Source organism: Burkholderia sp. WSM2230 (assembly GCF_000472445.1).
Classification (GTDB): Bacteria; Pseudomonadota; Gammaproteobacteria; order Burkholderiales; family Burkholderiaceae; genus Paraburkholderia.
In genome coordinates this window covers 157,452-172,907 of sequence record NZ_AXAJ01000010.1, presented here as the reverse complement: position 1 = coordinate 172,907, position 15,456 = coordinate 157,452, and the positions used below count along the sequence as shown (strand labels likewise).

Annotated in this window: 14 protein-coding genes and 1 pseudogene; 12 read left to right on the top strand and 3 right to left on the bottom strand. The window is 59.8% G+C overall.

Annotation, left to right across the window (positions count from 1 at the left end; translation table 11 throughout):
* Window positions 1–70: 70 nt before the first annotated feature.
* A pseudogene (gene tnpC / locus A3AC_RS0120105) lies at window positions 71–673 on the top strand (IS66 family transposase); the annotation flags it as partial.
* 292 nt (window positions 674–965) lie between these two features.
* Here the strand turns inward: tnpC and A3AC_RS0120100 are convergent.
* The gene (locus tag A3AC_RS0120100; protein ID WP_232231969.1) at window positions 966–1,916 is read right to left on the bottom strand and encodes a LysR family transcriptional regulator; all 951 of its coding nucleotides are present in this window, start codon (window positions 1,914–1,916) and stop codon (window positions 966–968) included.
* Between the two features lie 325 nt (window positions 1,917–2,241).
* Between A3AC_RS0120100 and A3AC_RS0120095 the strand changes: the two genes are divergently transcribed.
* The 11 genes from A3AC_RS0120095 (at window position 2,242) to A3AC_RS30490 (ending at window position 12,654) form a co-directional block, all read left to right on the top strand.
* Window positions 2,242–3,549: a cation:dicarboxylate symporter family transporter gene (locus A3AC_RS0120095; protein ID WP_025601024.1), complete on the top strand. Its 1,308-nt coding sequence runs from the start codon at window positions 2,242–2,244 to the stop codon at window positions 3,547–3,549.
* A gap of 20 nt (window positions 3,550–3,569) precedes the next feature.
* Complete coding sequence (locus A3AC_RS0120090; protein WP_025601023.1) at window positions 3,570–4,124, top strand: carboxymuconolactone decarboxylase family protein; 555 nt, start codon at window positions 3,570–3,572, stop codon at window positions 4,122–4,124.
* A gap of 15 nt (window positions 4,125–4,139) precedes the next feature.
* On the top strand, window positions 4,140–4,973 hold the full coding sequence (locus tag A3AC_RS0120085; protein ID WP_035475472.1) for an SDR family NAD(P)-dependent oxidoreductase: 834 nt from the start codon (window positions 4,140–4,142) through the stop codon (window positions 4,971–4,973).
* On the top strand, window positions 4,973–5,800 hold the full coding sequence (locus A3AC_RS0120080) for an amidohydrolase family protein (RefSeq protein WP_025601021.1): 828 nt from the start codon (window positions 4,973–4,975) through the stop codon (window positions 5,798–5,800). Before A3AC_RS0120085 ends, A3AC_RS0120080 begins: the two co-directional genes overlap by 1 nt.
* Window positions 5,801–5,808: 8 nt before the next feature.
* The gene (locus A3AC_RS0120075; RefSeq protein WP_025601020.1) at window positions 5,809–7,110 is read left to right on the top strand and encodes an MFS transporter; all 1,302 of its coding nucleotides are present in this window, start codon (window positions 5,809–5,811) and stop codon (window positions 7,108–7,110) included.
* Entirely contained in the window at window positions 7,107–8,042 is a 936-nt protein-coding gene (locus A3AC_RS0120070; protein WP_025601019.1) for an SMP-30/gluconolactonase/LRE family protein, read from the top strand. Before A3AC_RS0120075 ends, A3AC_RS0120070 begins: the two co-directional genes overlap by 4 nt.
* 42 nt (window positions 8,043–8,084) lie before the next feature.
* The gene (locus tag A3AC_RS0120065; protein ID WP_025601018.1) at window positions 8,085–8,897 is read left to right on the top strand and encodes a molybdate ABC transporter substrate-binding protein; all 813 of its coding nucleotides are present in this window, start codon (window positions 8,085–8,087) and stop codon (window positions 8,895–8,897) included.
* Between the two features lie 74 nt (window positions 8,898–8,971).
* Window positions 8,972–9,847, top strand: a complete 876-nt coding sequence (locus tag A3AC_RS0120060) for an alpha/beta fold hydrolase (RefSeq protein WP_084515524.1) — start codon at window positions 8,972–8,974, stop codon at window positions 9,845–9,847.
* Window positions 9,848–9,902: 55 nt separating this feature from the next.
* A complete protein-coding gene (locus A3AC_RS0120055; protein ID WP_025601016.1) occupies window positions 9,903–10,784 on the top strand; it encodes an alpha/beta fold hydrolase in 882 nt (293 codons plus the stop codon).
* Between the two features lie 84 nt (window positions 10,785–10,868).
* Window positions 10,869–11,849: an amidohydrolase family protein gene (locus A3AC_RS0120050; RefSeq protein WP_084515523.1), complete on the top strand. Its 981-nt coding sequence runs from the start codon at window positions 10,869–10,871 to the stop codon at window positions 11,847–11,849.
* A gap of 376 nt (window positions 11,850–12,225) precedes the next feature.
* Window positions 12,226–12,654, top strand: coding sequence for a hypothetical protein (locus A3AC_RS30490; RefSeq protein ID WP_156924647.1), 429 nt, complete (start codon window positions 12,226–12,228; stop codon window positions 12,652–12,654).
* Window positions 12,655–12,740: 86 nt separating this feature from the next.
* Here the strand turns inward: A3AC_RS30490 and guaA are convergent, their stop codons facing one another.
* Together guaA and A3AC_RS0120030 are read right to left on the bottom strand one after the other, a co-directional pair.
* Complete coding sequence (gene guaA / locus A3AC_RS0120035) at window positions 12,741–14,324, bottom strand: glutamine-hydrolyzing GMP synthase (protein WP_025601013.1); 1,584 nt, start codon at window positions 14,322–14,324, stop codon at window positions 12,741–12,743.
* A gap of 249 nt (window positions 14,325–14,573) precedes the next feature.
* Window positions 14,574–15,455 carry a hypothetical protein gene (locus tag A3AC_RS0120030; protein ID WP_025601012.1) on the bottom strand — a complete coding sequence of 294 codons (882 nt, stop codon included), beginning with the start codon at window positions 15,453–15,455 and terminating at the stop codon, window positions 14,574–14,576.
* Window position 15,456 lies beyond the last annotated feature (1 nt).

Genomic DNA, 15,456 nt, shown 5'->3' with positions numbered 1-15,456 from the left:
GCGAGCATGAGCGCCCCCGACATCGCCAACATTCCCGGCGCGTACGAACGTGTCGTGTCCTTGAGAACGCTACCGGGCCATCTACGAAACCGGGCGCGTCACGGACGCAGCTTGCTGGGCGCACGCCCGACGCCAGTTCTATGAATTGTACGCGGCGCGCCCCAATGCGTTGAACACCGAAGCGCTCGAGCGTATCGGCGCGCTATACAGGGTTGAGGAGACGATCAGGGGCAAACCGCCCGACGAGCGCCGTGCGTATCGCCAGGCGCACGCGCGACCGCTACGTGACCGATTCAATGCGTGGCTTACGACGACGCTGGAAACGCTCTCGCGCAAATCGGATACGAGTCAGGCGATCCTCTATGCGCTAAACCGGTGGGAAGCGCTCACGCGCTATTGCGATGACGGCCAGCTCGAAATCGACAATCTGCCAGTCGAGCGCGCGCTACGCGGGGTGGCCATCGGTCGGCGTAACTATCTGTTTGCCGGGGCAGACTCTGGAGGCGAACGTGCCGCTGCCATCTACAGCCTCGTTGGCACCGCAAAACTCAATGGCATTGATCCTGAAGCGTATCTGCGCTACGTGCTAGCACGCATCGCCGACCATGCGATTAACCGCATCGAAGAACTCGCCCCGTGGGTCGTCGCCGATCAGATCCGCAGCGCAGTCTGAATATCGCGCTCTTCAGTCAAGACGTCACTGCTGCCACGCTTACCCATCAGATGTCTTTGAGGCGGAATCTCTCGCGCTTCGAATTCCCCGAGGGCACGGGGCGGGTCCGTGGACGCTCGTTTGAGCCACAAGCGGACATCGAACGGCCTGGTGCAACAGAGTTATGTCCCGGAACCTTCACCGATTGCGGCCGCTCGGATCAGGCTAATCGAAAAAGCCGCATTGCTTAGTCGCTTCTTGTTGCAGGCGCACCTGTCGGCTTCGCTGAATGATGCCGGAATTACTAATTCGGCTAGTCGGCTACGTCGCTGTCGAGCCAGACAATGTCTTCTTTCCACTTCTCGCTTCCCATGAAGCGGGTTAGTTTCTCTCGAAGCATCGCCATCCAGTCGGTCGCAAACCTCGAAAGTGAGTTTTCACGCAGGGTAGTTATTGCGACGGTCGACCGTATTGACGGGCGCGTAATAGCTTCCGCGACCAGTTCGCCACTTGCGACCTCGTTGCGAATCGCGATTGACGTGAGAATCGAATATCCAAGGCCTGCCTTGACGAGCTTCTTGGTCAGCGCAACGCTGTCAACCTCAAGGTCGACGCGAAGACGAATGCCATTTTGCACCGCGGCGTGCTCGATGACTCGCCGGTTACTATGTGGCAGCCCAGGCAGAATGAGAGGCAGGGTGGCGAGGTCTCTAATCTGGAACCCGCCCTTCGGTATCGGCGTACCGGGAGGAGCAATCAGAACCATCGGCTCACTGTACAGCGGCCGAACCTGAAAGGCGTCCAACGGCGGCTGATTGTAGACGACGGCGAGGTCGACACGGCGGTCCGCGACCCATTCCTGCAACGAATTGCTTTGGCCCTCGCGGATGTGGAGCGCAACACGCGGATGAATCTCGCGGAAATCCCGCACGAGCTCGGCGCCAATGAGGGCTCCCATCGTGGGCGGCAGTCCGACGGCCAAGTAGCCACGCTCCTCGTCAGCAGTCGCGCGGACGTGCTCGCCGGTTTCACTGACCATATTGCAAATCATCTCGGCTCGCTCGAGCAGGCGGGCGCCGGCCGCCGTGAGCATGACGCCTCGGCCGTGACGCCCTAGCAGCTGGACCCCGATTTCCTGTTCGAGCTTCGCTATTTGCCTGCTCAACGCGGGTTGAGCGATGTACAGCTCGGACGCCGCCCGGCTGAAACTGCCCGCGCGAGCAACATGGATAAAACTGCGTAGCTCCCGGATGTCCATACTCATGTCCTATGCCGTCACGGCATAGCTTCGTATCGAAACTCGGTCTTTGTCAAGATATCTTGGTTCACCTATGCTCTGAATCACGGATTAGACTAGAAAAATGCACGGAGACGCAAGTGTGATTCCCCTCACCGGCGCGGCGAGATTGCTCCTCGGGCAACTCAGCCCACCGGCGTAGTTCGCGATTTGCCGTATCGCTGGCTCGTCACGGACCAGGACTTCTCCGCTTCTCCCATTTGCAACACCAAGCTTCGGCATAGGTCCGAGGGCAGATGATGCAGTGACGCGTCATCTGCAAAGTACATTAGATTCGAATTCAGGAGACGAGATGAGGCGGTTAAAGCAATTACATGTGCAAGTCCTGCTCGGCTTGGCATGCGCAATCGTGCTAGGGATGGCAAAGCCTGACTGGGCGGTGGCAATGAAGCCTCTCGGAGTGGGGTTCATCGCCTTACTCAAGATGATGCTGGCGCCCATCATCTTCTGCACCCTGGTTCAGGGCATCGCACACGTCAAAGACCTTCGCATGCTGGGACGAATGGGCGTTAAGTCGCTCGTCTATTTCGAGGTGGTCAGCACTGTCGCAATGATTCTCGGATTTGTGATGGTGAACATATTTCAGCCGGGGGCAGGTCTCCATGCAACGAACATCACCGAGAGCCAGGCAGCCGTCAAGGCAACCGCGAGCGCCGGCGGAATTTCTGCCGTCGACTATCTGTTAAGCCTGATTCCCCATACTCTGGTCGATGCGTTCGCACGGGGCGATATCGTCCAGGTCCTCATCATTTCGCTCCTGGCAGGTCTCGCACTCAACATGTCGGTGGGTCCGGAGTCGGTCCTTCTTCGAGGTATCGACGAAGCGCAATCGGTCCTCTTTCGCATGCTCGCTTTCATCATGAGGCTTGCACCGCTGGGAGCCTTTGGTGCAATGGCAGCAGCGATTGGTAGCTACGGCAGTGTGACGCTCATGTACCTTCTGAAGGTCATCGTGCTGTACTACGCGACCTCCCTCCTGTTCGTATTCGGCGTCCTTGGCAGCATCAGCTGGATGATTGGTCTCCCGTTCTTTACCATCCTGCGGCTCATTCGCGACGAACTGCTGCTGATTTTTGGGACCGCGTCGAGCGAAGTGGCACTGCCTCGCCTAATCGAGAAACTGCAGCGCTCGGGTTGCGACGAAGCGGTTGTCGGCTTCGTTCTTCCTGCCGGCTATAGCTTCAACCTTGATGGCACGTCGATTTACATGGCAATTGCCATTGGATTCATCGCTCAGGCAACCGACACCCCGTTTTCCCTGTGGCAGCAGCTTGGACTGCTGGCGATTCTGAGCCTCACCTCAAAGGGAGGTACCACAGTCGCAGGCGGTGCCTTCGTGAAGCTTGCGGCAACGCTCCAATCGGTCCGAACGCTCCCGCTGAGCGGTCTGGGTCTGTTGTTCGGCATCGACCGCGTGATGGCCACGGCAACTGCGCTCGTGAATGTAGTCGGCAACACGCTAGCGGTGTTCACCATTGCCCGCTGGGAAGGCGCTTTCGACGCAAAAGCCTTCACGCAGGAGACTGGCGCAACACCCCGCCGGTTCTGCCTGCGCCAGGACAAGGGCGCTGCAACGACTGCGACTGCCCAGTCTCACTGAACCACCAGGAGTCAACGCAAATGACACGACTTTCACCCATTGACCCGGCGCAACTTGACACTGAGCAGAGGGCGGTCTACGACGCAATCGCAAGTGGCCCGCGCAAAGGCGTAAGGGGCCCGCTCGCAATCTGGCTGCACCGAGCGCAACTAGCTGACCGCTCGCAAGCCTTGGGTCGCTATTGCCGGTATGACAGCAGCGTGCCCCCCCGTTTGTCGGAGCTTGCCATCATGTTCATGGGCAGGTACTGGCTCGCGGAATACGAATGGGCCGCACACAAGCCTTTCGCTCTCGAGGCCGGTGTTTCGGAAGAAGTCATCGATGCAATCCGCGACGGAAAGACGCCTCCGTTTGCGAAACGGGATGAGGAACTGGTGTTCGCCTTTCTCACCGAGCTGCATGAACAGCGCAAAGTGCCCGACTCGCTCTACCAGGAGCTCGTTAATGAAATCGGGAAGGATGGCGTAGTCGACCTCGTCGGCATTGCCGGCTACTACACGTTGATTTCGATGACCATCAAAGTGTTCGAAGTGCCGCCTCCGGAAGGCGCCACACCGGAACTCCCCCAAGACTGAACTGAGGAACATTACGTGGAAACTTTACAGAACCTCGAAAATCACCAGAATTCAGGACGCCTTAATGGAAAGGTCGCCATTGTCACTGGCGCTGGCTGCGTGGGCTCTGGCTGGGGAAATGGCCGCGCGGTTGCCGTTCTCTTCGCGCAGGCAGGAGCACGAATCTTCGCGGTCGACAAGAATCCCGATGCGATGGAAGAGACGGTGCGCCGCGTGCGAGATATCGGCGGTGACATCACGGCGTACGCGTGCGATGTCACGGACTCGGACGCAGTCCGGACGATGGTTGAGGCGTGTCGCGAGAAGTATGGCCGCGTCGACGTTCTGGTCAACAACGTCGGTGGCTCGGCGGCCGGAGGCCCCGTCGCACTTTCCGAAGAGGCGTGGGATGCTCAGGTGGCTTTCAATCTCAAGAGTGTCTATCTCACTTGCAAGCACGTGCTTCCCATCATGGAAGCTCAAGGCAGTGGTTCAATCGTCAATACCGCATCAACCTCCGGCATCCGCTGGACAGGCTCGGCGCAAGTCGCGTACGCAGCCTGCAAAGCGGGCGTGATTCAACTGGGCAAGGTGGTCGCAGTCGAGTATGCGAAGAAGGGCGTTCGAGTGAATACCGTGGTTCCAGGCCAACTGCACACGCCGATGGTGGAAGCGCGTCTTGCAGGTCAGCGCACGGGCGGCGACGTCGACAAGTTGTTGCAGACCCGGGTCGCGCGTATTCCGTTGGGCTTCATGGGCGACGGCCGCGATACGGCCAACGCTGCGTTGTTCCTTGCCTCCGATGAGGCTCGTTTCGTGACCGGCACGGAGATTATCGTGGACGGCGGCATGACGGCACGGTGCGACTGATGGACAGTCTTCATGTGAACGGCGGTCGGTGGGATTGCCACACACATATCTACGGACCGTGGGAAGACTTTCCTCTTCCAGAAAGCGCGGTCTATCGACCCGAAGCAGCACCGCTGACGGCACTTCTGGAGATGCACCACAAGTTGGGCATCTCGCATGGTGTTTTCGTGCAAGCGGCGTGCTATGGGAATGACCATTCCGCGCTACTCAACGCGATTTCCCGTACGGAGCGTCGATATAAGGGTGTAGCCCTGCTCAACGGCTCTGAAAGCGACGGCCAGTTGGAGGCGCTCCACGCGGGCGGGATTCGCGGTGTCCGCTTCAATTTTATGGGACACCTCGCCGAAGGACAGAACATCAGCGAACTCAAGGCGCTGGCTGAGCGCGTTGGCTCCCTGGGTTGGCACGTGCTGCTCCACGGAAAGGTCGCCCAGATTCTGCCTGTTCTCGAAAGCTGGCGGAAGCTCAATACGACATTAGTGATTGACCACATGTCTCGTCCAGACCCGGCTCTCGAGGCGGATAGAGACGGGCTTGTGGCTCTGCGCAAGTATCTGGACAACGAGCAGCGCTGGATAAAGCTCTCGGGTATCGACCGCATGATGAGCGCCTCGGATGAGCCATGGTCGTGGGCGTTACCTCACGTCCGGGGGCTGCTCATGGCAGCGCCGGAGCGGGCTATCTGGGGCAGTGACTGGCCTCACCCGAACATTCAAGGCGACGCGCCGGATGACGCCAGGCTTCTCGCGTTTATTGAAGAGGTCTGCGGCGACACAGAAACGGCGGATGCGGTGCTTGTTCACAATCCCCGTCGGCTTTATAAGTAGGAGACAGGATGCGCACAACGATAATCACCCAGGAGACAGCGCAAAGCGTCGAGCAGGTTGCTTGCAGGAAGGCAGCTCTGCGTATCGTTCCGTTGCTCGCGTTTGCCTACTTCATCAACTATCTCGACAGAACAAACGTCGGTTTCGCGGCGCTTGCGATGAACCGCGACCTCGGACTGACGGCATCCCAGTTCGGATTTGCCGCCGGCATCTTCTACGTCGGCTACTGCTTCTTCGAGGTTCCGAGCAATCTCGCGCTCTACCGTTTTGGCGCTCGCAGATGGTTGGCCCGCATCATGATTACCTGGGGCCTCTTCGCAGCTGCAACCAGCTTCGCGACCGGTGCGATGAGTTACTCGCTTCTTCGCCTGCTCGCAGGCATCGGCGAGGCGGGATTCTTCCCTGGTGTCATCTTTTTCCTGACTCTATGGTTTCCAGCGAGCTATCGCACGCAGATGATGGCGTGGTTCCTGGCAGCAGTGCCGCTCTCCTCCGTCTTCAGCGGCCCGCTGTCGGTCTCGATGTTGAAGCTCGAGGGGTGGCTCGGACTCCATGGGTGGCAGTGGCTGTTCATCCTTCAAGGTCTGCCGGCGTGCGTGCTGGGCATCCTTTGCCTCAAGGTATTGAGTGACTCTCCGGAGAAGGCCAAATGGTTGACGGCTGAAGAGCGATTGGCTTTGCAGGCTGCTGTCGACCGGGAGCGCCCGGCAAACGCAGAAAGGCATTTCACGCGCTCGCTACGGGATTGGCGCGTCTGGCTGCTCACTGCCATCCTTTTCAGCTACATCATCGGGATTCTCGGCATCGGCGTCTGGTTGCCAACGATTCTGAAAACACACCATCTTGGTGACACCCAAATCGGGCTGTTGACCGCGCTGCCTTATGTCATCGGAAGCGTGGGGATGCTTTTCTGGGGAAAGGTATTGGCGCGCTCACAGCGCTATGTCAAGCATCTTGCCCTCACCTGCGGACTTGCTGCAATCGGCTTCTTCTGTTCCGTCATTTCAGATGAACTTGTTCCTGCGATGGTCGGGTTGACCATCGCACTGATTGGCCTTTCATCTGTGCGTGCCTGCTTCTACAGCATTCCTGCGACGTTTTTAGGGAAAGAAGCCGCAGCCGGGGGGCTGGCATTCATCAATTCGGTCGGTAGCCTTGGCGGCCTGGTCGGACCTTATATGGTTGGCTGGCTGAAGGACGCCACAGGCTCTTTCAAGGCTGGTCTTATCGGGATGGGAGCAATGCTCGTGCTGGCGACAATCCTGACGATTGTTCTGCTGGTGATTATGAAGAGGATGGACGCAAGATGAACACGTGGCAGCCAAGTTTGAGGACCCCAGACCCCGCAGTTCGCATCCTGGACAAGCGATTCGAACATTACCGCCTGGCCCATGCAAAGGTGGAGCGCTTGTGGACGGGCTGCCGTTGGGCAGAGGGACCCGTGTGGTTCGGCGATGCCGGCGTGCTTTACTGGACCGACCTGCCGAATGACCGAATCCTCAGGTGGGACCATGCAACAGAAGCGGTTTCTACCTGGCGGGCGCCATCGAGCAAAGCGAACGGCATGACTCGCGACCGTCAGGGCCGACTCATCGTGTGCGAGCACGGCACGAGGCGCGTCACTCGCACTGAATACGACGGTCGCGTCATAGTGCTCGCCGACCGGTTCGAAGGCAAACCACTCAACTCACCAAATGACGTCGTGGTGACCCGTGACGGGTCCGTCTGGTTCACGGACCCGCCTTTTGGCCTCGTGAGCGATTACATGGGTCAAGTCGGAACGCCGGAGTTGCCGGCCTGCGTCTATCGCATTGACGCGCAGAGTGGCCAGATTGAGTGCGTCGCCGACGACATCGAAGGTCCGAATGGGCTTGCGTTCTCGCCAGACGAACGAACGCTGTATGTCGTCGCATCCCGGGCGCGACCGCGGACAATCATGGCGTTCGACGTCGTCGACAATCGCAAGCTGAACGGCGGCAGGGTACTCATCGACGCGGAGGAGGGAACGCCCGATGGGTTCAGAGTCGACGTGGACGGCAACCTCTGGTGCGGTTGGGGTACCGGCAGCGACGAGCTTGACGGCGTGCGAGTCTTTGCGCCCGACGGAACGGCCATCGGACACATTGCGCTGCCTGAGCGCTGCGCAAATCTATGTTTTGGCGGGAAAGACAACAACCGGCTCTTCATGGCATCGACGACCTCGTTGTACGCACTATTCGTGAATACACGCGGCGCCGTCTAGGCAAGTATCGAATCAAAAATCCATACAGTAAGGAGACAGGTGATGATATTCAGAACAAGGAAATCTATCCGTGCATCGATGCTGACGCTGGCTTGCGCGGCGGCCTTCAGCGGGACAGCGTTCGCTGCAGACGTTCACGTGCTTGCAACGGGAGCACTCTCGGTCGCGTTCAAGGAACTCGTCCCCGCGTTCGAGCGCGATACTGGCAATCACCTTCTGATTTCGTGGGGCCCCTCCTATGGAACCTCGCCTGACGCATTGCCCATGCGAATTAAAAGCGGGGAGCCAATGGATGTCTGCCTTATGATTGGCGCCGCTCTCGACGAGCAAATCAAACAGGGAGTGTTCGTCCCTGACACAAAAGCGGATATCGCCGAGTCGGCAGTCGGGGTTGCAGTTCGTGCGGGCATTCCGAAGCCCGATGTTTCGACGCCGGAAAAGCTGAAGGAGGCTTTGCTGTCGGCCCGGTCGGTCGCTTTCTCTGAAGGCGCTAGTGGAACGTACATTACTGGAACGCTCTTTCCCAGGCTCGGCATCGCGGAGCAGATGAAGCAGAAAAGCGTACTCATCAAAGGACGCGAACTGGTTGGGGCAGCGCTTCAGCGTGGCGACGCCGACCTTGGCCTTCAGCAGATTAGCGAACTGAAAGCGTTCAAGGACATCCAGTTCGTCGGTCCTCTTCCACGCGAGGTTCAGAAAGTCAGTGTCATCTCTGCTGCAATCGGGAAGAACGCCCAACAGGCAGAGGCGGCAAAATCCTTCATTGGGTATCTGAAGTCGAAAAATGCGGTGGCGGTCTTCCAAAGTACCGGGCTCGGGCAACCACAGTCGCAAGCACAGGCAGCAGCGAACTAGCCAGGCAGAGTACACAGCCGCATGAAAAACACGCAAAACAGTAAGTACAACTACTAGAAACAGGAGGCATCTGCATGAAGGCAAGTGGGCGTTTCATTTCTCTTGCAACTATGTTTCTCGCGTTCGGCTGCGCTTCTCACTTGCCGCCGAGCGCTGCACCCGAGCACCTGGTAACGACACGCGGAACCGTAACGATTGAGACTATCCGTCAAGGTAAGGGACTGGTAATCGTCCTTCTTCCATCCCTCGGAAGGGGGGCGGCAGACTTCGATGAAGTCGCGGCATACCTCGAGGGTGACGGCTTTACGGTATTGAGGCCTCAGCCGAGAGGTATCGGCGCGAGCGTAGGCCCTCTGACTGACCTCAATATGCACGACTTTGCTGCTGACATTGCCTCGGTCCTCGATGAGCAAAAGACGGGCTCAGTCGTCGTGGTCGGGCATGCATGGGGAAGTCAACCAGCACGCATGCTAGCCGTAGACCGCCCGGACCTCGTTCGGGGATTGGTCATGGCGGCCGCGTCAGCCGGAAAGCTACCTCCCGGCTCAAACGAGAAACCGTACGGCAGGCTTCGGGACGCGATTGACGGCTCAGGCAACCTCGCGCTGCCGGAGGCGCAGCGGTTGAAATATCTTCAGCAGGCGTTCTTCGCACCGGGACATGATGCCCGGACCTGGTTGAGCGGTTGGTACCCCGCAACTCATGAAGCCGAAGCGCACGCCCGAAACGTCACCCCGGTCGATGCGTACTTCGCAGGTGGCACCGTTCCCATTCTTGACCTCCAGGGTCAATACGACGCTGTCGTCGTCCCCAATGTCTTCAAGCCGATGTTGGGCGACCGCGTGACGGTGGAGGTGGTTTCGAATGCAGGCCACGCGATGGTCCCCGAGCAGCCGAAGGCTATGAGCGACGCCATTGCGCGCTTCGCACGCCAGATGTACAGGCAGTAAGCGGCAACTGATGCCAAGGAATCAACTCTCTGAGATAAGTCAAGGAATCGCCCTCATGAAATTCCCGAACTGCGGTCTCGCAGCAATCATTCTCTCCTTGTCCGTAAGCGCCTTTGCGGCAACTGGCGGTGCAGCAATCACTGACGACGTTGTGAAACATGGAAATGTCCAGATTGAGGTTTTGAGCCAAGGCAAGGGACCGACTATCGTTATCCTTCCGTCTCTGGGACGCTCGGTGCGCGACTACGACCAGGTGGCGCAATATCTCGTCGAGGACGGGTTCCGTGTGCTGCGCCCGGAACCTCGTGGCGTTGGCAAGAGCATAGGGCCGATGGAAAACCTCAGCGTTCACGATTTTGCGTCCGATGTTGCGATGGTCATTGACGAAAAGAAGGCTGGCCCGGTCGTCGTGGTGGGGCACGCGTGGGGTAATTTCGCCGCACGTCAACTGGCTGCAGACCGCCCGGACCTCGTGAAGGGAGTCGTGGTTGCCGCCGCCTCGGCCGGCAAAGTTCCGCCGGGCTCGACAGAAAAACCTATCAGCGCTGAAATGCGCAAGGCGATTGACGGTGCAGGAGACCTCAAGCTTCCCGAAGCACAACGGCTGCAGTATCTGAAAGAAGCGTTCTTCGCGCCTGGAAACGACCCCAGCGTCTGGCTCGGCGGTTGGCATCCCGAGACCCACGAAGCAGAGGGACATGCGCGTAACACTACTCCCGTCGACGACTACTTCGCCGCCGGCACTGCACCGATTCTAGACCTGCAAGGAGAGAACGATGCGGTGGCGCCCCGCCGGTTCTCGCAAGTGCTCAAGAACATGCTCGGGGACCGGGTGACTGTTGTTGTGTTACCCAACGCAGGTCATGCCATGGCGCCGGAGCAGCCGAAAGCAATGGCCGACGCCATTTCGGCTTTCGCGAAGCGAGTCAACCACTGATTGACCCTTTGATGTTCGAGCGGCGGAGCGCGCCTTGCGTCCGCTCCGCCGGCACGAGCAGCCAACACTATTAACGACACAGACATGGATTCGAAGTTTTCAATAGCTGGTGGTGCGATTGATGTGCGGCGTCGCGCGCTCACACTAGGTTTGGCTGCCGGTGGCCTGGTTAGCGTGTGGGGGACATCTCCTGCCCGGGCGGCAGAGAACGCCTCATTCTCGAATTCAAGCGGCAGCGAAAATGCGTCATTGAAAGCGCCAGCCATGGCATGCGACTCGGATATTCACATCTACGACGACAGGTTCCCCATCGCTAACGCGAATGCTACGCTTCCACGCGATGCGACCGTCGAGGATTACCGGAAGATTCAGAGCCGACTCGGCACGACGCGCACCGTAATCGTTCAGCCTGCGAACTACGGAACGGACAATCGCGTTACGCTGGACGCAATCTCAAAGCTCGGGGCGGACAAGACACGCGGCATTGCTGTCATCTCTCCCGACGTCTCAGAAGAAGAACTTCTTGCGTTACATCGGGGCGGAATTCGCGGTGTTCGATTTTCTCTCTTTGAGCCCGAGAATGCGGTCACTCGACCCGACATGATTGAACCAGTCGCACGGCGAATCCGTGAGCTGGGTTGGCATGTGCAGCTCCAGATGCGCTCGGACCTCATTGTCCAAAATGCCGAAATGTTGAAGCGCTTGCCCTGTCCGGTTGTCTTTGACCACATGGCGCGGCTGCCACAAACCGAGTCGGGGCGCGATGCATACGCAGTCGTTCGTGAGATGCTCGGCAAGGGGCACACCTGGGTGAAGATATCCGCCGCTTACCTGAACACGAAGGTTGGACCGCCGAACTATGAAGATGCGACGAAAATGGCTCGGTCGTACATCGACGCGGCGCCCGAGCGCGTTGTCTGGGGAAGTGACTGGCCGCATCCGACAGAAAAGGTTCGCAAGCCGGACGATGCGAAACTCCTCGATTTGCTCGCTTCATGGGCTCCCGACGTCGCGACTCAACATCGCATCCTCGTCGACAATCCTGCCGTCCTTTACGGCTTCTAAACGGTGAATCCCACGTCGAGTACGAACGCGGCGATGCGGCGAATGATCTTGTTGCTGCGCGCATACAGCGGGCGTTGAAGGGATTGAAGCTGCGCTTGCCGCCCATCCCAACGTGCGCCACGCGCAGATCCAAAAACGAAAGCTGCCGTGCTTCGCGATGTGCGGGTTTGGATCATGGTCGGCATCCTGTTCTCTTACTGGATCGGTATCAACGGCATTGCTATCTGGCTACCGCTGATGCTCAAGGGGCACGGGTTGTCGACTTTCTCGGTGAATTGTTGTCGGGTCTTCCCTATCCCGTCGCAGCAGTCGTTATGATCGCGTGGGCCAGGCTTATGGAGCGCCTGGGGAGACACCTGCTCCATTTCGCACAGGCTTGCGTCGTCTCGCCAGCGGCACTGATTTTCACCGTGCTTTTTTCCTCGCTTCTGCCCCACTCGTCGGCACGGTGTTCTCGGTGATCGGCTTGAGCGCGGCCCGACCGGCGTCCCACAGCCTGCCGTCCCGGTATCTGACCGGAATCGCGGCCGCGGGCGGTATGGCGTTCATTAACTCGATGGGCAGCCTCGGCGGCTACGTCGGCCCGTGGATGGTTACCGTCACCAACCACGAGCCCTCGATGTGCCCGCAAACCCGCACCACGCCTAGCTTTTTGGAAAGAATTTTACCGTCGAGGCCGAATCGTGCTGCCGGTAAATTATCGAGTCGTAACCGTGCATTCGGCGCATACCGTCCGCCATACCGTCATTTTGCGGCACACAATGGCTCGGCTGCCTCCGGAATCCTCAAAAAACTTTGCTTCTAGATCAATGACTTACAACGAAACGACCAACAAGGAACTTTTTACATCAATCATCGCAAACCATTGATTTTATTGAGATTTTTTACTCCCTACTCCCACTCAATCGTCGCCGGCGGTTTGCCCGAAATGTCGTACACCACCCGGTTGATCCCGCGCACTTCGTTGATGATCCGGTTCGACACATGCCCCAGCAGCTCATGGGGCAGATGCGCCCAATGTGCGGTCATGAAGTCGAGCGTCTGCACGGCGCGCAACGCCACCACGTACTCGTAAGTGCGCCCGTCGCCCATCACGCCGACGCTCTTCACCGGCAGAAACACCGCGAACGCCTGGCTCGTCAGGTCGTACCAGGACTTGCCGCTTTCCTTGTCGATGAACGTGCGCAGCGTCTCGATGAAAATCGCGTCCGCGCGACGCAGCAGGTCCGCGAAATCGCGCTTCACTTCGCCGAGAATCCGCACGCCCAGACCCGGACCCGGGAACGGATGGCGGTAGACCATGGCCGGCGGCAAGCCGAGCTTCACGCCCAGTTCGCGCACTTCGTCCTTGAACAGTTCGCGCAGCGGCTCAAGCAGCTTCAGGTTCAGCGTCTCCGGCAGGCCGCCCACGTTGTGGTGGCTCTTGATGGTCTGCGTCGCCTTCTTGCCCTTGCCCGCCGACTCGATCACGTCCGGATAGATCGTGCCTTGCGCGAGCCACTTGGCGTCGGTCAGCTTGCCGGCTTCGGTCTGGAACACTTCGACGAATTCCGCGCCGATGATCTTGCGCTTAGCTTCCGGATCGGTCACGCCTTCCAGCTTGCGCAGGAACACGTCGCTCGCGTCGACGTGAATCACCTTCACGCCCAGATGATCCGCGAACGTGGCCATGACCTGCTCGGCTTCGTTCAGGCGCAACAGGCCATGATCGACGAATACGCAAGTGAGCTGATCGCCAATCGCGCGATGCAGAAGCGCCGCCGCGACCGACGAATCCACGCCGCCCGACAAGCCGAGAATCACATGCTCGTTGCCGACCTGCTCGCGAATTTTCGCGACCGCCTCGTCGATGTAATGACCCATCTCCCAGTCGGCCTTCGCGCCGCAAATCTGCAGGACGAAACGCTCCAGCATCGCGCGGCCCTGCACCGTGTGCGTGACTTCCGGGTGCCATTGCAGGCCGTAGAAACGGCGCTTTTCGTCGGCCATTGCAGCGATCGGGCACGATTCCGTCGATGCCATCAGCGCAAAGCCCGGCGGCATTTCCAGCACCTTGTCGCCGTGGCTCATCCACACTTTCAGCATGCCGTGGCCTTCCGGCGTCGTGAAGTCGCTGATGCCTTCGAGCAGGCTAGTGTGATTGCGCGCGCGCACTTCGGCGTAACCGAACTCGCGCAAATGGCCGATGTCGACCTTGCCGCCCAGCTGCTGGGCCATCGCCTGCATGCCGTAGCAGATGCCGAGCACCGGCACGCCGAGTTCGAAGACCGCCTGCGGGACGCGCGGCGTGTCGGTTTCGGTAACCGAGCTCGGGCCGCCGGACAGGATCACGCCCTTCGGCGCGAAGTCGCGGATGAACGAGACATCGACGTCATACGGATGGATTTCCGAATACACGTTGGCTTCGCGAACGCGACGTGCAATCAGTTGGGTGACTTGCGAACCGAAGTCGAGAATCAGGATCTTGTCGTGCATGGCAGCGGACGGTGTAAAAAGTGAGCGGATACGGAATGCCGCGCGTACGGCGCAGCGTTGAATTCAAAGCGGTCCACGCGGCAACGAATGGCCGCCGTTTGCAGCGGCGATGCGCGACGGCTAGTCACGGCGCAGGAGTGTGCCGGCGCTTCAGTCGTCAGGCTTCGTGCCACCACCACCGCAGCACCCTGTCTGCGCCGGGCGCATACGGACTGCGGTTGCTTCGGCAAACGAGTGGCGTGCAGCGGCTCAGCCATGAAACGGAGGCCGGGGCGCATGTGGCGCGTCGGCGGCGTCGTTGCGGGCGGCGTCGCGCGCGGCGGCGGCTTCTGCTCGTGCCGCTCGCTCCGACGGGCTCAGCGCTTCGCCCGTCGTCGCATGCAATGGCGCTGAAGTTGCGGGGTTGACCGGCCGCGCTTGCGACGCGGTAGGCACTGCAGGCGTTACCGTGGCAGCCGTTGCGGGCGGCACGACCGGCTTGTCGACGGGCTCGACGACACGAGCAGCCGGGGGAACAACAGCGGGCTCGACGCGGGGCTCAATAACAGGCTCCGCCACCGGCTCTGCCCGGTACACCGGAAACCCTGGCGTGGCCGGCACGACCGGTTCGCGGCGCTTTGCCTCGCGATTTGCCTCACGATTTGCCTCGCGATTTTGCGCGTTTTTCGCGGCGTCTTTTGCCGCCTGCCTGTCGGCGCGCTCGGCAGCCGCGGCTTCAGCCAGGCGAAGCTTTTCGCGCCGCCGCACCGCGCCAGACAAACGCACGCCGCCAAGACCCAGCACTAGCAGCACCACACCGGCGAGCACTGCAACGATCTGCCCGAACCCGGTCAGCGCCGGCGTATGCAGCCCGAGCAGCCACACCAGCATCAAAACGCCGGTCAGCCAGTTCACGTGGCCGACCGCCCGCGCAACCGGCGAAGTCAGCGCGCCGTCGATCGACGCATGCAGGGCAAGCCACGCAAGCCCGAGGAGCGCAACGCCAAACGCCTGGCCGGCCAGAGCCGGCTGCGTTTGCACCAGCAGCAGCGCGTCGTACAACGAAGTCCATGGGGTCAGCAGGAACAGCACGCCGAACGCGAGCAGCAACAACGCATCGACGACGAGTACAGCGCGCAGCAATGGCTTCATT